The 23,162-nt window shown below is 28.3% G+C and carries 22 protein-coding genes and 4 pseudogenes; 19 read left to right on the top strand and 7 right to left on the bottom strand.

From position 1 onward, the window contains the following. Positions 1-97: 97 nt before the first annotated feature. Both BFL38_RS11220 and BFL38_RS11225 read left to right on the top strand, forming a co-directional pair. Positions 98-1,021 (top strand): hypothetical protein, encoded by a 924-nt coding sequence (locus tag BFL38_RS11220; protein ID WP_256097255.1) that lies wholly within the window; start codon positions 98-100, stop codon positions 1,019-1,021. Next, a complete protein-coding gene (locus BFL38_RS11225; RefSeq protein WP_069727122.1) occupies positions 1,021-1,548 on the top strand; it encodes a hypothetical protein in 528 nt (175 codons plus the stop codon). Before BFL38_RS11220 ends, BFL38_RS11225 begins: the two co-directional genes overlap by 1 nt. A gap of 170 nt (positions 1,549-1,718) precedes the next feature. On the opposite strand, the gene BFL38_RS11230 is transcribed toward BFL38_RS11225, so the two are convergent. From BFL38_RS11230 to rseP, 4 genes are all read right to left on the bottom strand, one after another. After that, positions 1,719-4,130 (bottom strand): TIGR03960 family B12-binding radical SAM protein, encoded by a 2,412-nt coding sequence (locus tag BFL38_RS11230; RefSeq protein ID WP_069727123.1) that lies wholly within the window; start codon positions 4,128-4,130, stop codon positions 1,719-1,721. A gap of 74 nt (positions 4,131-4,204) precedes the next feature. After that, a complete protein-coding gene (locus BFL38_RS11235) occupies positions 4,205-4,816 on the bottom strand; it encodes a hypothetical protein (RefSeq protein ID WP_069727124.1) in 612 nt (203 codons plus the stop codon). Next, positions 4,813-6,108, bottom strand: coding sequence for an AAA family ATPase (locus tag BFL38_RS11240; protein ID WP_069727125.1), 1,296 nt, complete (start codon positions 6,106-6,108; stop codon positions 4,813-4,815). The genes BFL38_RS11235 and BFL38_RS11240 overlap by 4 nt, the downstream gene beginning before the upstream one ends. Before the next feature lie 171 nt (positions 6,109-6,279). Further along, positions 6,280-7,644 carry an RIP metalloprotease RseP gene (gene rseP / locus BFL38_RS11245; RefSeq protein ID WP_069727126.1) on the bottom strand — a complete coding sequence of 455 codons (1,365 nt, stop codon included), beginning with the start codon at positions 7,642-7,644 and terminating at the stop codon, positions 6,280-6,282. A gap of 205 nt (positions 7,645-7,849) precedes the next feature. On the opposite strand from rseP, the gene BFL38_RS11250 reads away from it, so the two are divergent. From BFL38_RS11250 to BFL38_RS11265, 4 genes are all read left to right on the top strand, one after another. Continuing rightward, positions 7,850-8,482, top strand: coding sequence for a hypothetical protein (locus BFL38_RS11250; RefSeq protein WP_069727127.1), 633 nt, complete (start codon positions 7,850-7,852; stop codon positions 8,480-8,482). A gap of 125 nt (positions 8,483-8,607) precedes the next feature. After that, positions 8,608-9,933: a CHAT domain-containing protein gene (locus tag BFL38_RS11255; RefSeq protein WP_069727128.1), complete on the top strand. Its 1,326-nt coding sequence runs from the start codon at positions 8,608-8,610 to the stop codon at positions 9,931-9,933. After that, positions 9,926-10,954 carry an N-acetylmuramoyl-L-alanine amidase gene (locus tag BFL38_RS11260; protein ID WP_069727129.1) on the top strand — a complete coding sequence of 343 codons (1,029 nt, stop codon included), beginning with the start codon at positions 9,926-9,928 and terminating at the stop codon, positions 10,952-10,954. Before BFL38_RS11255 ends, BFL38_RS11260 begins: the two co-directional genes overlap by 8 nt. Before the next feature lie 8 nt (positions 10,955-10,962). Then, positions 10,963-11,637, top strand: a complete 675-nt coding sequence (locus BFL38_RS11265; protein WP_069727130.1) for an SAM-dependent methyltransferase — start codon at positions 10,963-10,965, stop codon at positions 11,635-11,637. Positions 11,638-11,990: 353 nt separating this feature from the next. On the opposite strand, the pseudogene BFL38_RS15865 reads toward BFL38_RS11265, so the two are convergent. Continuing rightward, a pseudogene (locus BFL38_RS15865) lies at positions 11,991-12,098 on the bottom strand (restriction endonuclease); the annotation flags it as partial. Between the two features lie 92 nt (positions 12,099-12,190). On the opposite strand from BFL38_RS15865, the gene BFL38_RS11270 reads away from it, so the two are divergent. Together BFL38_RS11270 and BFL38_RS11275 are read left to right on the top strand one after the other, a co-directional pair. Then, positions 12,191-12,565, top strand: a complete 375-nt coding sequence (locus BFL38_RS11270; RefSeq protein WP_069727131.1) for a hypothetical protein — start codon at positions 12,191-12,193, stop codon at positions 12,563-12,565. A 146-nt stretch (positions 12,566-12,711) separates the two neighbouring features. Continuing rightward, positions 12,712-13,119 carry a hypothetical protein gene (locus BFL38_RS11275; protein WP_069727132.1) on the top strand — a complete coding sequence of 136 codons (408 nt, stop codon included), beginning with the start codon at positions 12,712-12,714 and terminating at the stop codon, positions 13,117-13,119. A 68-nt stretch (positions 13,120-13,187) separates the two neighbouring features. On the opposite strand, the pseudogene BFL38_RS15770 reads toward BFL38_RS11275, so the two are convergent. Both BFL38_RS15770 and BFL38_RS11285 read right to left on the bottom strand, forming a co-directional pair. Further along, positions 13,188-14,959: pseudogene (locus tag BFL38_RS15770) on the bottom strand (terminase large subunit). Positions 14,960-14,964: 5 nt separating this feature from the next. Then, positions 14,965-15,394 (bottom strand): annotated as a pseudogene (locus BFL38_RS11285) (P27 family phage terminase small subunit). Positions 15,395-15,522: 128 nt separating this feature from the next. On the opposite strand from BFL38_RS11285, the gene BFL38_RS11290 reads away from it, so the two are divergent. The 11 genes and pseudogenes from BFL38_RS11290 to BFL38_RS11340 all read left to right on the top strand — a co-directional run bounded on the left by BFL38_RS11290 (position 15,523) and on the right by BFL38_RS11340 (position 23,160). After that, positions 15,523-16,434, top strand: coding sequence for a DNA-methyltransferase (locus BFL38_RS11290; RefSeq protein WP_069727133.1), 912 nt, complete (start codon positions 15,523-15,525; stop codon positions 16,432-16,434). A 110-nt stretch (positions 16,435-16,544) separates the two neighbouring features. Then, on the top strand, positions 16,545-17,828 hold the full coding sequence (locus BFL38_RS11295; protein ID WP_069727134.1) for a phage portal protein: 1,284 nt from the start codon (positions 16,545-16,547) through the stop codon (positions 17,826-17,828). Next, positions 17,812-18,451, top strand: a pseudogene (locus tag BFL38_RS11300) (HK97 family phage prohead protease). The gene BFL38_RS11295 and the pseudogene BFL38_RS11300 overlap by 17 nt, the downstream one beginning before the upstream one ends. Before the next feature lie 19 nt (positions 18,452-18,470). Next, positions 18,471-19,775 carry a phage major capsid protein gene (locus tag BFL38_RS11305; protein ID WP_069727135.1) on the top strand — a complete coding sequence of 435 codons (1,305 nt, stop codon included), beginning with the start codon at positions 18,471-18,473 and terminating at the stop codon, positions 19,773-19,775. Between the two features lie 23 nt (positions 19,776-19,798). Then, entirely contained in the window at positions 19,799-20,182 is a 384-nt protein-coding gene (locus BFL38_RS11310; protein WP_069727136.1) for a head-tail connector protein, read from the top strand. Continuing rightward, a complete protein-coding gene (locus BFL38_RS11315; RefSeq protein ID WP_069727137.1) occupies positions 20,179-20,520 on the top strand; it encodes a phage head completion protein in 342 nt (113 codons plus the stop codon). The genes BFL38_RS11310 and BFL38_RS11315 overlap by 4 nt, the downstream gene beginning before the upstream one ends. 1 nt (position 20,521) lies before the next feature. Then, positions 20,522-20,992 carry an HK97-gp10 family putative phage morphogenesis protein gene (locus BFL38_RS11320; RefSeq protein ID WP_069727138.1) on the top strand — a complete coding sequence of 157 codons (471 nt, stop codon included), beginning with the start codon at positions 20,522-20,524 and terminating at the stop codon, positions 20,990-20,992. After that, positions 20,989-21,357, top strand: a complete 369-nt coding sequence (locus BFL38_RS11325; protein WP_069727139.1) for a hypothetical protein — start codon at positions 20,989-20,991, stop codon at positions 21,355-21,357. The genes BFL38_RS11320 and BFL38_RS11325 overlap by 4 nt, the downstream gene beginning before the upstream one ends. Positions 21,358-21,371: 14 nt before the next feature. Then, a complete protein-coding gene (locus BFL38_RS11330; protein WP_069727140.1) occupies positions 21,372-22,505 on the top strand; it encodes a hypothetical protein in 1,134 nt (377 codons plus the stop codon). Positions 22,506-22,522: 17 nt separating this feature from the next. Next, the gene (locus tag BFL38_RS11335) at positions 22,523-22,885 is read left to right on the top strand and encodes a hypothetical protein (protein WP_008728089.1); all 363 of its coding nucleotides are present in this window, start codon (positions 22,523-22,525) and stop codon (positions 22,883-22,885) included. Between the two features lie 65 nt (positions 22,886-22,950). Next, a complete protein-coding gene (locus BFL38_RS11340) occupies positions 22,951-23,160 on the top strand; it encodes a hypothetical protein (protein ID WP_069727141.1) in 210 nt (69 codons plus the stop codon). Positions 23,161-23,162 lie beyond the last annotated feature (2 nt).

The raw sequence follows: 23,162 nt of genomic DNA on the forward strand, positions 1-23,162 counted from the left end.
TATACAACAGATAAAGACGGAAATATTTCTACTACAAATAATAAATGGACAATAGGCTCAGCAGCAAAATGTAACAGCAGCTTTCAGAATAAATGATATGGCAGCAGTGCATTATAATTTTCAGTTAACAGGAACTGCTCCATATACTGTAAATCAAACTAAAGATGCAGCAGGAAATAATGACTATTATAGTTATACACATAATGGAAGTTGGAGACATGAAATAGCAGCAGCTATCAAATTCGGTGAACATAAATTAACTATACCTGTAAGCATAACTCTTGATTTCTACAATACTAAAAGAAAAGGTACTGTGGCTGGAGTGGAAGTTGATGAAGTAACATACAATTCAAATCCAAATGATCCAAATTACGGAGATATGATTTGGTTAAATTTAAATCCAGAGTTTTTCTTAAGTCTTCCTATGGGACCTATGACAGGCATCAATATGGGACTTGATTTAGAGGCAGGACTTAATAACAATGTAGGTCAAAATGGTAAAAATGGAACAACTGAATATAAAACTACTCAAAAGGCAGCAAGAGTAAATATAGGTGTTTGGGCTAGCTTCCCTATGGAATGGAGCTTGGTTAATGATCAGGTATCATTGGCTATGGAGCCTGAGATAGATTTAGTATTTAGTATAAATAATAGAGATAAACTAGAACAAACTATTGGCGGTACAGCTCAAACAGTTACTAATTATGGAAAGGATATTTTAGCAATTTCTCCAGTAGTTAAACTTCCTATAGGTACATTATGGAGACCTGTTGAATGGTATGAATTAAGATTCGGTACTGCTTTATTATTAGGTGCTGATATCACTATAGATCAAGCTAAAGATGCAAACGGAAAAGCTAATAAAACTACTACATACAAAACAAGGTCTGGTATAGCAGGATTCTTTGGTATGGGCTTTATAGTTACAGATGACTTCAATTTAGACTTGTATGCAGAAGCTAGTCAGTTAAGTTTCTTAAATATGAGCTTCGGCGGTCAATTAACTTACAGATTTAATTAATGAGTATAGGAGATAAAAAATTATTATTGATTTTATCTATATTAATGAGCTTATCATTATTTACAATGAGCTGTGCTAAAAGTGTAGCTGCTCCTGATAATATTACTGGAATATCTGGAGGAGAAGTTTTAACTAAAGAACAAGCCAAAGTAAAAATAAATTCTGCTTTAAATAGTTTAGGAAACATTTCTGATGACACATTAAAAACTGGATATTTTGATTTTAGCAGTGGTTCTTTAGGTTTTAATGGTAATCAAAATCCTTATGTATTTTATTTAGATTTTAGACAAACATCAGGAAATACTCCCTATGTAAGCCAAGCTGAAATATTGAATAATATTAAGACGGCATTACAATCTTATAATGGGGAAGTAATATTGACTCCTGATGCTAATTGGTTTAGTACTCCAGCTAACATTACTTATGGTGATTATGTTTTAGGAGTTTCAATTTCTTCTTTAAATTATAATTTACCAGATACAATCAAATATATACATATTTATCTGTATGCAAATTATTGGCAGTAAATATTAGAATTAATCATATTTTATAAAAAGACCTGCCTTATTTTATAAGGCGGGTTTTTTATTTTTTATAAATAAGAATTAAATAATATAAATACAAAAAATAAAGCAAATATTAAAAAGTTATTCTATAAATTAAATATTCAAAAATATGATAAATAAAAAATCAAATGTTAAACTAGCTCTAATTTTCTGATATTTTTTATATTAATATCATTCTTCAAAAGATAGCTTTTTATATCTCGTACTCTTATAGCCTTTTCGCTGCTTTCTAAAAGTGTTATAAGTAAATCATTATCTTTATTTATAATTAAATAATCTCCTTTTCTCTCTTCGCTTGATTTCAAATCTTCTTTGTTTGAAAGTATATCAAAAGCCTTTTTATCATCACTTGTTGTAATTTTATAAATAGTGTTCTTTGGAAGAGACTGTATATTTTTAGCATTTGTAGGAGTAGAAACAGCACTCATTATTTCTATACCTATATGAGAAAGTAAATTATTAATTTTGTTTTTTAATAAATCTATGTCTATAGCATCAGTTAAACTCACTTCCATATACTCTGCTTCACTCTCACAAGCAAAAGGAGTTGGAGGCGTAAATACCACTTTCTCTAATGGATGAAAACCTTTGCTTAATGATATGCTAGCCCCTGCTATTTTTAAAGCACATATTATAACACGTGATAAATCATGCATACCTAGTAATGAAGATATACCTTCTTTTTTGAACTTCATAAACATTTTATAATTTACAGCAAATATATCGCGTTTTTTTAATGTTTTTAATTCTTCAACCATTTGAGTAAAGTTGGTATTTAAAACTTCTTTTTTATATTTATGGCAGTATTTTTTATAGTCTATACCGCAGTTCTGACAATTACCTGTAAAGCAGTATTCTGTGAACTTACCGTTTTGAAATCTCTCGTATTCTTTATCAAAAAACTTCTGACTTACAAGAGTATCAATACATTTCCAAGGCATATTTATTTGTTTGCTTAACAATTCTTTTATAGTATATCCGCTTTCTTCTATTACTTCCTTCCAAGCATCATAATTAAAATGCTCAACCCAAGCATCGAATCTTACACCTTTTTTGTATGCTTTGTAAATAATATTACCTATTTTTTCATCGCCTCTTGATATTATCCCTTCAATCTCTGCCATTCTTGGAGGGTGATATTTTATAGCAACCTTTGTACCTCTAAAATGATCTCTCACCTTTCCTATATAGTAAATAGCTTCTTCATCTGTAAGCTGATTATTATTTTCTAAAGGCGTATGAGGCTTTGGTATAAATACATTAATTGCGGCATTGATTTTTACTTTGTTTTTTGACACTTTAATCATCTTTTCAAGTGCTTCTATTATCTCATCAGCTTCTTTTTCTGGATTATCAGTAAAGCCTATCATAAAATATATCTTTACTATTTTCCAGCCCATTTTCTGAACATCGGCAAGTATATTGTATATGGCCTCTTCGTCCATTTCTTTATTAATCTTTTCTCTTAATTCATGGCTTCCTACTTCTAATGCGAATGTAAGTCCAGTCTTTCTAAACTGTGCTATTCTATTTGCAGTATCTTTATCAAATGAATCTATTCTAAGTGAAGGAAGCGACAAAGAAAATCCCTTATTCTCTCCAAGTGTCTGCAAATACTCTATCAAATCAGCAATATGAGGATAATCATCAGCAGAAAGCGAAAATAAATTTAAAGTATTAGCACCAGTAGCCTCTAATGACTCCATAGATATATCAACAATTTTTTCTATAGTACGGTTTCTTACAGGGCGGTAAGTAATACCAGCTAAACAAAATCTGCAGCTATGAGTACAGCCTCTAGCTATTTCAACTGATATTCTGTTCTGTATGCCCTCTACAAGTGGAACTAAAGGTTTCTTCACATAAGGCATTTCATTAATATTTTCAACAAATATTCTTTTAACATTCTCTCTTGGGTATTTAGGTACATAGGCATACTCAAGTTTTGAAAGCTCTTTTAATATATCATCTCTTTTGGCACCGTTTTTTTTGAGATTATAAATTATATCAACAAAGTTTTTCATCTCGATATCAAACTCGCCGAATAAAAACACATCTATAAAATCAGCCAATGGGAATGGATTAAATACACTAGGTCCTCCTGCCGCTATTATAGGTGCATCTTCTCCCCGCTCATCTCTATGTATAGGTATTTGGCTTAATTCTAGCACCTGAAGTATATTTGTATATATAAGCTCATACTGTAAAGTAAATCCCAAAATATCAGCATCTTTTACCCTGCTGAAAGTCTCCAAAGTATAAAGCGGTATATTTTTCTCTCTCAAAAGTTTTTCAAAGTCTTCAGCAACAGCATATACCCTCTCACATGATGCATACTCAATAGAGTTAATAACCTCATAAAGTATAGAAAGACCCAAATTGCTAATGGCTATTTCGTACATATCTGCAAAGCACATAACAAATTTAAAAGGCATATTTGGTTTTATTATGGCATTTATCTCGCCGCCTAAATATCTGGTTGGTTTTATTATATCCTCACTTTTTACAAGTTCTAATATTTCATTTTTCAAATTTTCACTCATTTTATTATAATTATCCTGATTATTTTTTTGAATTAGTATTATATAGTAAAGTTTATTATTATACAAATTATTATTTATAGTTCTTCCTGTTCAAACTCTTTAACAATATAATTATTGAAATCATCTTTAGTGCAGAAATATGCTTCATTAAAAATTTTTTCTTCTAATGAAGATATATTATGAAGTTCTTTATTTTTATAATCTTTAATTTCATTTATACATTTAGTATCTATAGAAAAATCAAGCATAATATCTGTAATATCTTCTAATTCAGAACTTTCTTTAGGTATATCTGTAGGATTATAAACAACTATATATGATAGATCTTTTTTATCATCAAAAAAATTTAAATCTTTAAGTATCTTAAATACAGATTCACCTTTTTTCAATATATTTTTACCTTTAACAGCACCGCTTTTAAACTCTATTAAATATATTTTTTTATTTTCAAATTTATATACGGCATCTACAGATTTTACTTGCTGGCTATATTTATTATATGAACAATATGCATCTCTTAAGTTTTCGCATTTTATTACCAGAGAATTTGATTCTGTCATATACTGATTATTTGCTTCTGAGTAAGAAGATTCTTTTAATGTTTTTATTAAATTATATTCACTTTCTTTTGTAAAGAAAATAGGTAAGAGATAATCATGAATTTCTTTTAAAACTTTGTCTTTCATTCTTCACTTTCTGAATTATCAAATTCTTCTATTCTCATATTTCTTAATTTTTTTAAAGGCTCTGCCATTTTTTTAAATATTAAGTTTATATTATCATTAACATTATTTATAGTTACATTATTATTATCATCAGCTTCAGCAAAATAAAAATTTACTCTGTTATGTATTTTGTGCAGTTTTGAATATCCATTAACAGCTTCCAAAAAATAAGGGCTATGAGTTGTTATTGTAATTGTTAAATTTAAATATTTTTGTAACAATACTATAGTTTCTGCATATAATAATTGCCACTCAGGATGCAGATGTATTTCTGGCTCATCTAATACTAATAAATCTTTATCTTTTAAAGAACCACTTTCTAATAACATTCTAATTATAATAAAAGATTTTATTCCAGCAGATAGGTTTTCAAATCTTAATTTATCTAAATAATAAAATCCGCTTATGGAATTGATTTTTCCATTTACTGCATCATCAAATAATTTCTTTATTTTATCTAAAATTTCTTTATTTTGTACAGAATCTATAATATTTTCAAGCATATTATTAGTATAATCTTTTTTGAGCGTATTAATAAGTTTTTTTTCTATAAGAGTATATCCATTAGAATTATTATTAATTTTATCAATAATAAATGGATTATCTATATAATGAATATTGTTACCTATAATTATTTCTTCATTAAAATTTTCACATTGATTTTGATTAAATATTATTTTATTTGTTTTTCCCTTAATAATTAAATCTAAAGAAGCAATATTGATTTCATCAGTATTATTTATCTGTTCATTAAAAATAGATCTGAAATATCTTGAAATTAATTCTTTTTTTATACTATCAATTGGAGTTGTAATAATTTTTTTTATTTCATCGGAAATTATTTCTATATAAGAATCAGATTTATATGTAGGATTATCATCTATTATTATAATTTCTTTATTATCAATAATTTTTTTTACAAAATTATTAATTAATAAATCAATATCATTATAATCATTTGAATAACTTTTATCAACTAAATTATATACATCAAATATAAAATCATTATCTATTTCATTATGAAATAAAAAATTGCTTATATATATACCTCTTTTTTTAAATACATTAATAATTTTTGAGGCTATTTCTTTTCTAATTCTATAATCTATATTTAATGTAGATTCAAAAATAGCAAATAAAGCCTTACCTACAGTGCTTTTTCCTGTATTATTGTTTCCGCATATAACTGTAATTCCATCTATTTCAATGTCGGCTTCTTTTATTTTTGCTAAATTCTTTATTGAAAGTTTCATATTTTTATAGTATTCTCTAAAAATTGATATATTTTAATTCGGTTATTTTTCTTAATACTTTATTTTAAATTAATTAAATATTTAATACAATTAAGAGGTCTGCTAACAAACAAACCTCTTAATTATTTACTTTCTAAAAATATTTTCATAATGAAAATATTTTATAAATCATCATCTAAACAACTGCGTTATGTCATTAATAGTTATAAATATCGCAAGTGTGATCAAAAATGCTGCTCCTATTGCTTGTATTTTGGTTAAAACTTTTCTGTCTATAGGGCGTCTCATTATAAGCTCTATAAATGAAAATACTATCATACCTCCGTCTACTACCGGAAGAGGAAGAAGATTCATTAAGAAAAGTATTAAACTTATAGTAGCAGTAAATGAAAGTATAGTTCTAAGCCTGTATTCTATATCAACAGAAATAACCTGTGATGAAATCTGTATAATTCTTACAGGTCCGCCCAAATTTTCACGAACTGATAATTTTCCTGTAAATAATAATTTTAAACCATTAAGATATGATATTATATAATTACCTGTTTCTTTAAAAGCTTCAGGTATTGATTTAGGAAAAGGTATTCCATCAACTTTTTCAACTCTCATAGGAGTGCTTTCAAATTCTACTCCCAAACTTCCATAAGTTCCTATAGTTTTTGAAGCTACAGGTCTTGGTATAGCCTCTCTTGTAATCTCCTCGCCATTTCTTATTACAGTGATATTAATTTTCTGAGAGGCATTATCCATTACTATAGGTCTGAAATCAGCTATATTTCTTGCATTCATTCCATTAATAGATATTATTTTATCTCCAGCCATAAGCCCAGCCTCAGAAGCAGCAGAATCTGAAATCACATTTTTTATAACAAGATCATCTCCGAAATATAATCCTAAAGCCCTTTCTCCGCTCAAAGCCTTAAGCATTTCAACAGAAGGTATAGTTATATTAATGGCCTCACCGTTTCTGCTGATGCTGAAAACTATATCTTCAGCTGCCTTCTGTATTGCCTCATCATTTATAGTTTTTAGTATATCATTGTCAGATTCTACTTTTACGCCGTTTATAGCTGTAATAGTATCTCCGCTTTGCATACCATATTCATAAGCTAATGTTATGCCTGATTTAGAATGCATATATCTTCCGTCTTTAAATACTGATACTGTAGGCGAATACAAATCTATCTTTGAAGGAAGAGACACCAATATCGTAAGAAGCAAAAATGCAAATAAATAGTTAAAGAAAGGACCTGCAAAATAAACTATTATTCTTTTTAAAGGCGACATATTAAGAAAATCTCCTTCTTCTACTTTGCCGTCTTCTGCAATTTCACCTTTGAACTTACAGTATCCTCCGAAAGGAATAATTGAAAATCTAAAGTCTATTCCTTTAATTTCTTTTTTGAAAAGTATAGGACCGAAACCTATAGAGAAAGCCTCAGCCTTTATTCCAACTGCTAAGCCTGCAAGTAAATGTCCCATTTCATGAACAAATACTAATATGCTTAGTAATATAATAGCACCTATCCAACTCAAATTGAACCTCCCAAAAATTATTTTTATTAAGAATAATTACTAATAAGTATATATTTAATGTAAATTTATTTCAATATGTTTTCGCAAAATTATTAACATAATATATTATAATTTAATAATTTACAATAGTTTTACATTATGTATTCTTTAAATATAACAAAAACTATTGACAAAAGATATTAAATTTGTTAAATTTTATTATAGTATGAAGAAATTATTAATTATACTATTATCAGTATGCCTTTTTATATACGGCTGCAATTATAAAGCATTAAATCCTGTAAGTACAGATACTTCAAATGAAAATACTGAAAATTCAGGCAGTGAAAATAATGAGAATACAAGTAATTCAGATGAGGATTCTGGCAGCGGAGGAAATAATAATAATACTCAAATAGTTACAAAAACTATGTATTTTAAATTAAAAGTAGAAGGTTCTTCTAGTTCAAAATATTTCGTAAAAAATGACAGTATGTATGCAAGCGTAATTGAAATAAATCTCAATAATAAAGATTGTACTTATAATGCTGATTATAACGGCGGATATTATATGTGCAATATGAATGATTGGGGAAGAACTATGACTACTGGAAAATACATAAAACTTGACAATATGTATTTTGAATATACTGAAGGAAGTGAAAAGTTTAAGCTTAATTTTTATTTATGGATAGGAGTTCAATCTTCCAATTTGGTATTAAGAAAAGATATAACAATAGAAATACCTTTAAATGGTTTTGATGAAGAAAAATATAATAATACAGCTTTGATTACATTAAAATTATTTCCAGACAGCGATACATACAGTTCTGCTCTTGACGGATTTGAAACTAAATAATTTATTTATCTATTCTTATGCATTATCCGATTATAATTATTTACAAACATTTTATTTGATTATATAAAAAATTACTGTATAATAAATAATTATTGTTTGTACTTAAAAAGAAGATGCTTGATTAAATGACATGTAAATCATATATTGTAACTCAAAATAGAGAATACTTTTTATCTCATCATATAGAATATATTTCTTTAAAAAATACATCTGTAAAAAAGATCGAAAAATCTCTAAAAAAAGATGAAAGTTTTATAAATATATTTTTATATGATAATGAAAAAAATAAATTATACGGCTATTATGAAATTGATTTAAATAATAAAAATAATGAAATGTCAAACAAAGACTATACAAATATTTATATAACTGACAATTATAAAAGAAGAAGAGGAATATATTATAAATTAGAATATAAGTATTCAGATTTTGCAATATATGAAATAGATTCTAAGACATTTTCCAAATTAAGAGATAGATTAATACTTTTAAATGATAATATATCACAAACCTTTTTTTCATGTTCTATAAATGATAATATTTTCAAATATCAATCTATAGAAACATATCCGTCGCTTTATGTGGCAGAATACGAAAAGCATTTTGATAATAAGGCTTATGAAAGTATATATAATGAATATGTTCGTTTATTAAAGTATGCAAATAGTGAAAATAAAAGTATAGACAGATATATGGAACTTGGAAGTTATTTGATGAATATGCTAATTCCAGAAAAAGACTTCAGAGAACATTTGCTTGATGGATTTAGGATAGTTTATCTTCATCTTGACGATAAAACATACACTATTCCTTGGGAGATACTATCTTTTGACGGTAAATTTTTATCCGAAAATATAATCTTTTCATATAATAATGCATCTAATGTTTTGCATAATAAGAAAATTGACAATAAAAAATTAAAGATGGCTATTATTTCAATACCAAATGAAGATATTTTATACGATAAACGAGAGATAGATTCTATTTTGTCATTGCAAAATAATATAAAGAATATAGAAATAGATTTATATAAAAAAGAGCATAATTATTTTGAGTTTGTTAAAATATTGGAAAGTTATGATATAGTTCATATTATCACACATGGATATAAGGACGGAATAAAATTGAGTGAGGATTATATACTAAATTCAGTAGCGGCATTACATAATCCTCCTTCGCTTATTTTTATTAATGCATGCAACATGGAAGAAGCTGATAATAAATTGACAAAATCATTGCTTTCCTCTGGTGTAAGCACTGTCATTTCAGGTATTGGTTCTTTAGCTGATGGTATGTATTTAGATTTTATTTATAGTTTTTATAGCAATTTACTTCATAGACATGCCAGAATAAATACAGCACAGGCATATTATTTTGCTTATGTAGAAGTTAAAGAATTCTATAAAGGTTTTATACGATATAGATTTAACGGAGTTCCTGTATATGTTTAAATATATTAGATTTATTTATTTATTAGTAATAATAATAGTATTTACATCTTGTAATGATGAGAATATAACGCCCATAAGAACTAGGAAAATAGCTCCTAAGGTGTCAAGTGCTTTTAAATCTCCTGCATATAATTTAAGAATAAAATATATTATACTTCATTATACTGCTTTAAATGATGATTTATCTTTTAAAGTATTAACTGATCCCGGTGTATCGGCACATTATCTTATAACTACAAAAAAAGATGAACCTATATATAAACTTGTTGATGATAATGACAGAGCTTGGCATGCTGGTGTTACTATGTTTGATAACAGACTTACTATGAATGACACTTCTATTGGTATAGAAATAGTAAATTTAGGATTTTTAAGAAAGGTTACAAATACTTATGAAGATTTAAGAAGAATGACAAAAAAACAAAGGGACGATTTATTTTTTATTCCTTATGATGAGTACATAGAATTTGAGGAGAGCCAGATAGAAAAGGTAGCGTATTTACTTAAAGAGTTAATAGAGAAATATGGAATAAAGCCTTATAATATATTAGGACATTCGGATATAGCTCCATACAGAAAAAAAGACCCAGGACCTAAATTCCCATGGAAAAGACTTCATGATGAATATAATTTAGGTATGTGGTATGATGAGTATGATTACAGCAACTTTTTAAATGATAATGAATATAGAAAAGCAAAAGTAATGGATATAAAAGAAGAGTTTATAAAATACGGATATACAAGTATGCCTACAAATAATGTTTGGGATTTTGATTCCAGAAAGGTGCTTTATGCTTTTCAATGTCATTTCAGACCGGAAAAAATAGATGGTAATATTGATAATGAAACTTATGCTGTTATTAGAGCTTTAAATCTTAAAGTTAAAAAGATTAATGAAATGGAAGAGCGTTCTAAAGCTAATAATTTCCTTACTAATACATTCTTTACTAATATATTTATAAGTAATAACATAATAAGTACAAATTGGATTTATAATACAAATACTTCATTGAGAAAATAGGATTATATATGCTTACTGTTTACATTGCTGCAAGAGATATAGGTAATTATAAAGATAATACTGAAAGATTGAAGGAAGTTTTAATTGAAAGTGATATTATTTTAGTTGAAAGTTTTAGAGAAGCCACTACACTTTTCAAATTACTTAATATAGATAAAAACAGAGAATGTTTAATAGAGTTTAGTGAACACACAAAAAAATCTAAAGATATTGATGAAATAATGACAAAGATTATAAACTGTAAAACGGTTACTCTTATAAGTGATTGCGGCGCTCCTATATTGGAAGATCCGGGAAGGCTTTTGCTTGAGTATTGTTATTCTCATAATATAAAGGTTCGTCCTATAGCAGGCGTAAGCAGTATTACGGCAGCTATTATGTGCCTGCCTTTTAATTTTAAAGAATTTTATTATGCTGGGCTTTTGCCGCGTGATGACAGAGATCGTGAAAAAAAATTATTATATTTAAAAAAATTGAATGTGCCTATTATAATATTAGATACTCCATATAGATTGGGTAAAGTTCTTAATGCGATTAGAAAAGTATATTCCAAAGATAAAGAAATGGCATTATGCTTAGATATTACAACTGACAGAGAAGAAATTATTATAGATAGAGTATCAGATATATATAATAAATATCAGGACAGTAAAAAAAGAGAATTTGTTATTGTTATAAGCTAATTTCTTATACGCACGCAGAGTAAAATTAAGCATATAAATATATTATCAATTAAATTTAAATTATATATCAAAATGTATTTACCGTGCGTTTAGTGAAATTTTTAAATTTAAAAAAACTTGGGTGGGTGCTGATAAATTAGTATAAACAAAAAAAGAAAATAATATTATAATTCAAATTTAAGCAACAAGCCTATAGGGCTGGGAATTAGTATAGATTTAAAATTAAAAAATAATTTAGCAAGCATACTTTTTTATTAAAACAATAATAGAAATTATAAAAAATTTATTATTTAATTTAGATATAACTTCGTTATAAATTTGAATAAAAACCAAAGTGTTATTTAAATTTGATACTATATTATCACATTGTAAATATTTCTAGTTTCAAGAACTTTTACTCCGACTTCATATTCACGCATATATTTAGCAAGTCTGTATCCATTTATAAGAATTATTTTTAGAAAAAATAACTTTTTTGCGGAAAAGAACTTGCTATCTTTAGGAACAGAGTTATTGTCATCACATAAATAAATAATTAAAAGAGGAATTAAAAATGAACAAACAATTAAAAAAAGAATTAGCAATAATAAAAAATAATAATGAAGAGGCTACAAAAGCAATAAGAGAATTATTAAATAATAATAACTTAGATGTAGATTTAAATAGATATAATGCAGAAGTTAATTTTAATAAAGAGGAAATACTAAGAACTGATAAAGACAGAGATGGAAAAATAACATCTTCTTTTAGAGTATACAGCATGAGAGTAGATACTAATACAAGCGATGATATTATAAATAATTATGCTGATTTTTTAGAGTTATCAGCAAGACTTATGAGAAAAGAAATAAGAGAAAAAATAAACGAAGTATTAGGTTATTATATAATAAAAACAGAAACAGAAATAAACAATATAAACATTGCTTAATATAATAATTAGTATACAGCTTTATTATAATATAAGGCTGTATATAAAATAAAAAAAATATAATTTTAGGAAAAAATGACTTGATATCTTTAGGAACAGAGTTATTGTCATCACATAAATAAATAATTAAAAAATAGGAATAAAAAATGGATAAAAAAGCAAAAAATAATAAACAATTAGAAAGATTAGAAAAAAATAATAATAATGAAGCTACAATAGAAATAAGAAAATTATTGAACAATAATAATCTGCATGTAGATTTAACACAATACAATGCAGCAGTATATATAGAATATTATATAAATGGTAAAAGAAAATATGATGAAATAATAGGAGCTCACATAAAAGATAGTAAAACTATATGCAGATACTCAACATACACAACTTATATAGACGATGAAACAGACAAAGATATTATTGCACATTATGCAGTATTATTAAGATTATCATCAAAAATATTAGAAAGTGAAACTATTAGAAATAAAATTAATAAAATATTAGACAGCTATATGAATAAACTAAAATGTGAAATTGACAATTTGAAAATATCATAAATCTTTTTTTAATTATTTATTAATGCATACTTTATATATAATATATAAAGTATGCAGATTATAAATGATTATAAGGTAAATACACCCTCAGTTTCATAAATACTTTTAGTATCTTCAAAATGATTTTTAATCACTCTATGAAGAGCCATAATGGAGGCTACAACACCATCAATTCTTTTACGTGATCTTTGCCTATCAGGCTTAGTAGGAAGATAATTATCCCTGCCGTCTGTTCTTACTTCACAGCAGCTTATCATCCAATTAAGAACAGCATTATTACCGTGAAGGAGTTTTCGTTCATCTATAGTTTTTTCAAATAAAGAAGTTCCTTCAGATAAACCGCCTACTGCAAAAGATTGTCTTATATCTGTCATTTTTAACCCTTCTTTTTTCAAATGAGTGACTATTTCAATAGCTTTCCAAGGGTCATAGCCTATTTCTATAATTTCAAAATCTTTCGCATCATTTAAGATTGAAGATTCTATTACATCAAAATCTATTATATCACCGCTTGTTAAAGTAATTAAACCTTGCGAAGCCCATAATTCATAAGGTACTCTGTCCTCTTTAGAACGCTGCCTTATATTCTCTTTAGGCATAAAGAAGCGAGGCAAAAGTATATACGGACCATTATCAATAGAATCAAAACATAAAACATAAGCTGCTATATCTCTTGTAGTTGCTAAATCCAAACCGATGCATGCTTTCCTGCCTTTTAATTCATTTATATTTATATTTTGATGTGAATAAGATTTAAGCCACCTGTCAGAAGATATCCAAACTTCACTAGCTTGCGTCCAAATATTCAAGTTTTTTGTAAGTATATCAGTTCTTTGAATAGGTTTATCTAGTCCTTCTAAAAGCCTAGATTTTAGGTAATTGTCTTTTACAGAAACGTTTATATTAGGATTAGCTTGAAAAATAATTTTATTTATTAATTCTTCCTGTTTTGAAACATCTTCATTTTTATTTAATTTTTCTTTATATTCAGATATAAATACCCAAATATCATTGATGTTGTCAGGCTCGTATATTATAGTAAAATATTCATCATTAGTATTTGAACCATCTAATATTTTTTTTGCATATTCATATTCAGAAAAACATACCGAAGATTTATCAAAACCAGCGTAGTAATTATAAATATAAGAGGCTGCCTTCTAGCTCCCATTCCAGATTCAAGAACATTTAATAATTCATTATCAGGATGTGCATGGTATTCATCTACTATAACTAAATGCGGATTTAATCCGTCTTCAGTATTGCTGTCCTGTCCTAATGGTTTTGATTTTGAGGCAGTATCTTTTTTCTTTGTAATTGTAGAAGTTTGTTTATATGTAATCGCTTCTTTATTAAGAGCTTTTGCTTTTCTTATTTGCCTTTCGCTTTCACTCCATGCAATTTTTGCTTGATCTTTTTTCGTAGCTATATAATATATTTCGACTCCAGCCTCTGCAGGACTATCGCAGAAAAAACAATAATTACCAATTCCAGATGCAAAAGTAGTTTTTCCATTTTTTCTGCTCACCTGAACATAAGCCTTTTTAAATCTTCTTAAATTATTTTCTTTTCTTCTCCATCCGAATATACTTGCTATTATAAACTGTTCCCAAGGCTCTAGTATAATATTATGATTTGCCCATTCTCCTTTTGTATGTACTAAAGATTGTATAAACATTATAGGACGTTTAGCTTCATTGTCATCAAAATAAAAAGGATAATCATTATTTTTTGATTTTTCTATATCGTCCAAATGCCTTTTTACAGATAAAAAAGCAGCTTGACAGACTGGTAATTCTTTATTTATAACTTTATTGATATATTCTTCATAGGTATACATTATATTTAACCATTTATCATTTTTTCAATCGGATCATTCATCTTCTATAGTTTCAGGAGATGGTACTTTCTTTTTTGAAGCAGGAGTTAAACCGAACTCGGTAAGCATTTTCGTATATGCCGTTATAGCTTTATGATAAGCTAAATATTCTCCCATAGTCTGAGAGTTTTTACCTTTTAAATAACCAGATACAGAACCTCCTTCATTAATCATAGACTCATAAAGATTCATAGCATCCCCATAATGCATACATAAAAGCTCAAAAGCTGATAAATCCGCAGGTCCGAGCATATTTTTTTCAGCGAAAACAGGTGCAAGTTCCTCCCATTTCTTTAAAGAATACCCAACAAAATATTCTGGCGGATTTGGTATTTTAACGGCTTTTTTTGGCTTATTTTGGGCATTTTTTGGGGCTTTTTTGGCTTTATCGGGCATTTATACTCCTGAGATTATAATTTAGCTAAAAATCTATATTAATAATAAGTAATATAATATTTTATAAATATATGAATGCAGCAAATGCACATCTTTTGTATAAGAAAAAAATAATTTAGGAGCTTTGTATGATTAGAAAAGTTATAATTGGAAACTGTACTTTGATAAAAGGAAATTGTGAAGAGGTTATGGAGGAATTAGAAAGCGATTCTATAAATGCTGTTGTATCAGATCCTCCATATTTATATTTAAAACATAAGCTAGATATACCTTTTGATGAAGATAAAGTATTTGGAGAATGGAAAAGATTGTTAAAAAATAATTCTATGATAGCATTTTTTGGAAGAGGAGATGCATTTTTCAGATGGAACTTAGTGCTTGACAAATTAGGTTTTAAGTTTAAAGAAACGGCAGTATGGGAAAAAGAAAATGCATCAAATTATCTAAATAATTTTTTAAGGATACATGAAGATATTTCTTTTCGTGCTTTAGGTAATTCTAATCTAAGAAAAGAATATGTTGACTATTTAGAATATAATATAAACAAAAATAAATTAGATAGAATTATAGATATTTGGAAAAGTTTAAGAAGTGCATTAAATGGCAGAGATAAAGATGATGTTATTAAATATATAGAGACAGGTATAAAAGAGTTTAATTATGAAAGCAAAAGAAAATATGAAATAACAGCAAGAAAACATCAAGGGGCAAAAAGAGGAGTTAATTTATTTCAGTCGGTAAAAGTAGGAAAAATAGAAACTTCTATTATGCGTTGTAATAGAGAGCAGTATCAATATCAGCATCCAACACAAAAACCTGTTGCCTTAATGGAGCGTTTAGTAAGATTAGTTTCAGATGAAAATAATACAATATTAGATCCATTTATGGGCGGAGGCAGTACAGGAGTTGCATGTATTAATACTAATAGGAAATTTATAGGTATAGAGCTAGATGATGAATATTTTGATACAGCAGTAAAAAGAATAAGTAAAGCATATCAAGATAAAGAAGATGAGTTTATTGATGAAAAAGCAGCATAAAGTCAAACTCCAACTGCTATTTTTACTTAAAAATGGCAGTTGGACTTCAAGTTCTTGTAATAAAATAACAATATAATGCTTATATTTCCTTATATTTTTTTTATATATATATGTCTGTAATAAAAAATATAAGGAATTATATAAAAAAATGGCTGTTTCCTGATTTCAGCTATATTGACAGTAATAACTTTTTATCAATTCAAAATGATAAAACTTTATCAGCAGTCAATCCTAATACTGCTTTGACTTTTTCTACAGTATTTGCATGCGTGAGAGTTATAGCTGAAACAATAGCAACTTTACCTCTTTTTGTATATAAAATAAATGGAAATAATAAAGTAAAAGCTAAAGATCATTCTTTATATAGCTTATTGCATGACTCACCTAATGAAGAATGCACATCAGTATCATTTATAGAAAGTCTAATCACTCAAATACTTCTTCAAGGCAACGGCTTTGTAGAAGTAGTAAGGGATAATTTCAACAGAGTAACAGAACTTTATCTAATAGATTCAAATAAGATTAAAATATATAGAGATTCAAACGGCAATAAAATGTTTGAATATTCAGATGATGGAGAAATCATGACTTTATCTCCGTCTCAAGTTATGCATATAGCAGGACTTGGATGGAACGGAGTGATAGGATACAGTCCAATAGCTATGATGCGTAAGCAAATAACCACAGGACTTTATCAGGATAATTTCGCATTAGATTTCTTTTCTAATGGTGTTAAAAAAGTTCCAATAATTTCACATCCAGATAAATTAAGTGCAGATGCTAAAAGGAATTTAAAAGAAAGTTTCAGAGAGGCTTGGGAAAAAGGTATCGTTGTCCTTGAAGAAGGAATGAAAATAGATCCTATAACAATGAACTTGTCAGATGCTCAGTTTTTAGAAAGCAGAAGATTTTCGGTAGAGGAAATATGCCGAGTGTTCCGTGTACCTCCTCATCTTATAGGAGATTTAAGCAGAAGTACAAATAATAATATAGAGCATCAAAGTATAGAGTTTGTAACGCACACAATAAGACCGTGGTGCGTTCGTATAGAAAAAGCATTGAATGGCTATTTATTAAATAATTTAGAAAGAAAAAAATATAATATAGAGTTTAATTTGGACGGACTTTTGAGAGGCGATACTCTTACAAGGCAGCAGGCGAATCAAATAAAATTAAATAATGGTGTTCTCACTAGAAATGAATGGCGGATACTGGAAAACCTTAACGAAGTAGAAGATGAATACGGAGATGAGTATTTCTGTTCTCAGCAAATAAGACCAATAAAAACAGTTTATGAAACTTCAGAAAATGAGAGCAATCAAAACTTTAATATAAATAATAATGATGAAAATAAAAAATTAGAAGAGGAATATAAAGATGCCAGCAAGCAATAATGAAATTAGAAGTATAGATATTAATATTCAAAAAAGTACAGACACAGAAGGTGAACCTCTTAAATTAAGAGGCTATGCTATTGTATATAATTCTTTAAGTGAGCCTCTCTATGGAGATTTATTTAGAGAGCGTATAAACAGAGGAGCTTTCACTAAATCATTATTAGAAAATGATCAAGTATGTTTATGGGGACATGATACAAGATATGTTCTAGGCAGAAAGAGTTCTGGCACATTAATTTTAAGAGAAGATGAAAAAGGATTGTATTTTGAAGTTTCTATGCCAAATACTACTTGGGCAAGAGATTTGAAAGAAAGCGTGGACAGAGGCGATATAAAGCAAATGTCTTTTGGCTTCAAAGTAGTAAGAGAAAATTGGCTTGATAATAAAGAAACATTAAAAGAATACGGAATGCCTATTCGTGAAGTAGAAGAAATCTTTTGACATGAAATATCATTAGTAACATTTCCAGCTTATCCTCAAAAATGTTAGGCATAAAAATGAAGATGTATATATTCCAAAACCGCCTGATAAATCTATGCCTACAGTAAATGATGATTTTGATTATAGAAATAAAGAATATGAACAAAAAATAAAATATCTAAAAATAAAAAATAAATAATAATAAGGAGTATCAAATTATGTCACCAGAAGAATTAAGAGCTTTAATAGAAAAACTAAAAAATGAAAATGCTTTAGATTTACAATCTATTGATGAACTTATGCAAAAAAGACAAGCATATTCTGCTATGAGTATTGAAGAGAGAGAAAATAAAAAAGAAGATATATCAAAACTAGATAATGATATAGATACTTTAATGAAGAATATAGAAAATAGAAATAAGGAAATAGAGAGAAATGATAAACTTCTATCACTTCAAACTAAATCTTCTATGAATAAAAGAAATGTAGCTGATAATTTAGACAATTCATCTGCTGATGATAACGAAGCTGAATTAAGAGCTAAGGTTGACAGATGGTTTAGATCAGGCAATGATAAAGAAATAAGAGAAACACTTCAGGCAGGCGTTGCCGAAGGCGGCGGATATACTATAGCACCTCAGTATCTTGTAAAAGAAATTATAAAGGAATTAGATTCATCTGTAGAGATAAGAAAAAGAGCACGTATAATTCCTGCCATAAATGGATATGCTAGTATAGGAATACCTACATTAGACAGTGATTTAAATGACTTTGAATGGACATCAGAAATAGGTGAAGTTCCAGAAGATAAAAATATGGCTTTTGGCAAAAGAGAGATGAAGGCTAATCAATTGACTAAAATTGTTTTAGTGAGTAAGCGATTGATACAGCAAAGTAATATAGATGCTCCAGAATTAGTTAAAGATAGAATAGCATATAAATTAGGTGCTACATTAGAACATACCTATCTGTATGGAAATGGTAATGATAAGCCTCTTGGTATATTTGCTCAAACTTCAGATAATACAGCAGCCATACCAACTGACAGAGATCTAGCTGTTGGAACAGCAAGTGCTGCTATAACTTATGACGGCTTAGTAGATGCTGTAAAAGGTTTAAAAAAAGGATATCAACATGGGGCAGTGTGGATGCTCAATAAAGAAGCAGTTGCTGCGTTGAGAAAACTAAAAGACAAACAAGATAGGCCATTATGGCAGGAAAGTTTAATAGTTGGACAGCCTAGCCTCATTCTTGGAATACCTGTTGTGCAAAACGACTTTATAGAAGATAAGCTGGAAGCTACAAAATATTTCGGTGTGTTAGCAAATTTAAATCATTATTGGATTATGGATAGTTTGTCTATGGAACTTCAAGTTTTATATGAGTTATATAGTAAAACAAATCAGGTAGGTTTCCAAGCAGGATATTGGGGAGACGGTGCTCCTGTTCAAAAAGAAGCATTTGTAAGATTAGTAGCACATGATAAACCATTTGCAAAGGCAGCAAGTCAACCAGCTGGTTAATAATTAATTTTAGGGTATAAAAAATGAGCAGTGATACTGAAGATATTAATAGTATAGACATTGATGTCGGAAAAGTAGTCGCCGAAGGCGTGCTTTCGCAAGAGGCAGGTGATGATGACAAAGTAGTTACTTTGTCAGAGTTCAAAAAGTTTCTAAACTTAGAAGGCATTGACTATGATGATGATATACTGCATCTGACTTTAGACAGTGCAATCGGCTATTGTAATAAAGCTAATGAAACAGAATACAAAAGAGCCGATTGTCCTCCTGAAGTTAGGTATGCAATTCTTGGACTTGCTGCTCATTATTTTGAAAGCAAAACAGGAGAAGCCAGTCAAAGTGAGGAAGTTGCTTTGAAAGGTGTTCACAGATTGTTGGCTATTGCGAGGGAAAAGTTTACTTTATGAAAGTTGGAAAATTAATTCATACTATAACTTTTTATAGAACGAAGTATATAGATAATGGAAACGGAACAGGAAGTAATGAATTAATAGAATTAAGAAAAGTAAAATGCTCTATTGAAGATATAACATATAAAGATATACAGCAGGGTAAAAGAAAAGATTTAGAAAGAACTTTGAAAGTACATACTCATTATTTCAAAGAGTTTGATACCAAAGGAATGATGGCCAAAATAAACCATGAAACTGATATCTATGAAGTTATTAATATGGAGAATGTTTCATATAAAAATATAGAATGCATATTTACAATAAAGAAATTAGTAAATAATAAAAGCAAATAATATGTCAGGTGTAAGCAGAAAAACTTCTATAAGTATAAAAGGACTTGATGAGTTTAGGAAAACTTTAGAAGAACTAGGAGGCGATTTTAAAAAAGCTATAAAAGCAGGAGCTAGAAAAGCAGGAAATGAAATAGCAAAAGAAGCTAATGCAGAGGCGAAAAGCAGAGGCTGGAGTGAAGATAAATATTATGATGTAAAAGAAAAAAAATCATCAAAAGGAAGTGATACTTCGGTAGCAATAAAAGTAGGTACATTAGAAGTTAGGGGCGGAGGAGTTCCTCAAAAAAATAAAATAAAATGGTATAAAGAGAAAGGAGACAGATATTATGTTCGGTTTCCAGAATACGGTACTATTTATCAGCCTCCTCAGCCTCTTTTAATTCCAATTTTTGAAAATAAAAAACCTTTTATAGAAGAATATATAAAACAGAAATTACAACAAGCAATAGATAAGGCAAACAAAAAGAAATGATTGAGAATGCTATATACACAATACTTAAAGAATTAACAAAAGATAAAGCGGACGGAGTTTATTTAGATTTTGTTAATGATTCAGAAATAGACAAAGATAAAACATATATAGTTTATTCTTTAACAAGCAGCACACCGCATTATAATTTTGAATATGGAAATAGCATTTATCAGATAGCTGTATATTCTAATAATTTAAGCAAAGCATTAAATATACAAAGAGAAATAGGAAAGTATTTTAGCAATTTAAAAACTATTATTGAAGATACAGAAATATGCGGATGTGATGTTTCAAATGAAACACATAACTATACTGAAGGTTTTTATCAAGCTGTAAGCATAGTAAATATATTATATAAATATTAATGTAAGGAGACTTTATGAGTCAAACAAGTGTGCAAGAAAAAAAGACAATAAGATACGGAAGTGCTAAAGTTTTGATAGGAGATAGATTTGATAAACTTATAAATATAGGAGCAGCACGCAGTGTTGCTGTAAAAGAAACTATAACTACATCAGATATAGAAAGCGACAATGCAGGAACTATAGCTACTTTAGTGACAGAACATAAAATGGAATTAACTCTTGACAGTTTAGAAATTAATTTCAAAAACTATGCTGAGGCAAGAGGCGGTATAGATAATATAGACAGCTATGATGGTAAAACAGAAGTTACAAAACAGTATATAGTAGAATCAGATACATATAAAAGAGGTGAAGAAATAAAAGTTCCATTTAGAAATGCAGACGGAAGCGAAGTAACAATAACTAAAGTAGAAAAGAAAAACTCTATGGGAAATATTCTCATAGAAGAATCAAGCTACGAAAAAATAGGAACTAGCGGAATAAAAATTACAGATAGTAAAATATCTCCTAGCACAGATACCTTAATTATTACATATACTAGAACTATGCCTAAAATGGTTCGCATGGCAACAGGAGGAAAAAGTTCTACAATAAGACCTAAATGCATACTGATAGTTAATACTAATGCTGAGGGTAAAGAATTAAGAATATATTTACCACAGGCTTCAATAGCAGGCGGCTTAGAGTTTAGTTTCCCTTCAGATAAAGCACAGGATGTGTTAGTAGGAAAATTGAGTTTTTCAGCAACTTTAGCAGGTAATCAGCAAAGCGGAGAGCAGCTTGCATGGTATGAAGATGAACAATCTGCAGGTAAAGATGAAGAGGAAATAAAAGATACAGAAGAGGAAACATCAGATACCGAAAGTGAACCTAATGTTCCATTAACTTTAGAAAGCGATAAACCAAATGTAGATATAAGAGCAGATGGAAATGATACTGTAGTATTAACATCAAATGCAGATGAGATAACACATACAGTAGAGCCTCCAGACCAACAGTTTTTTGATGTGAGCTATGAAGCTGAAACTAAAACTTTCACTATCACAGGAAAGGCAGAAGGTACAGCTACATTAAAAATCACAGCTAAAAAATCAGGCAGTGAAGATATTATTAAAGATATATCTATTAATATACAAGCAGCTAATTAAAATATTGGAGTTAATCTATGGACATAGTAATTACAGATTTAGAAGAGTTTAGCAAAAAGAGAGCTGTTTACGCAAAGCTTGGAGATTATAAAATAGATGTTAATGATATACCTCTTAAATTAGCCCTTAAAGTAAATAATTATTTTAAGGGCTTGAAAAATGGTGAAGATATTGATCCTGAAATATTGATTGATGAAATAGTCATTCCTCTCATACAAAAACAAAATGCGAATGTAGATAAAGAAAAAATATCAGAAGATTTTAATTATGATCAATTATTAAAATTGATGAATATGGTATTTGAGTCTTATCTTCATGCAGGTGCTGATTCAAAAGAAACAAAAGAGGCTGATACAAAAAATAAAAAAAAAGAAAACTAATAAAAATAGAATTAATAAAGTTATTGGCACATTTAGCTAATAGCTATGGGTGGACAGAAGACTGTATGATGGAGATGAGTTTGCAAAGACTTCTGCTTTATTATACAGCTTCTTTAAATTTGCCTTATATAATTGAAGTTCAGGCACCGCAGGCGGACAGTCGTCAAGAAACAAAAGCAGATAATAATGCAACTGAAATAAAGCAGGGAAATAAAACTATAAGAAGAGAAAAGCAAGGGCTTTGGGAAATAGAAACAATAATAACGGATAATTAAAA

It is taken from the genome of Brachyspira hampsonii, from assembly GCF_001746205.1.
Lineage (GTDB): Bacteria > Spirochaetota > Brachyspiria > Brachyspirales > Brachyspiraceae > Brachyspira > Brachyspira hampsonii_B.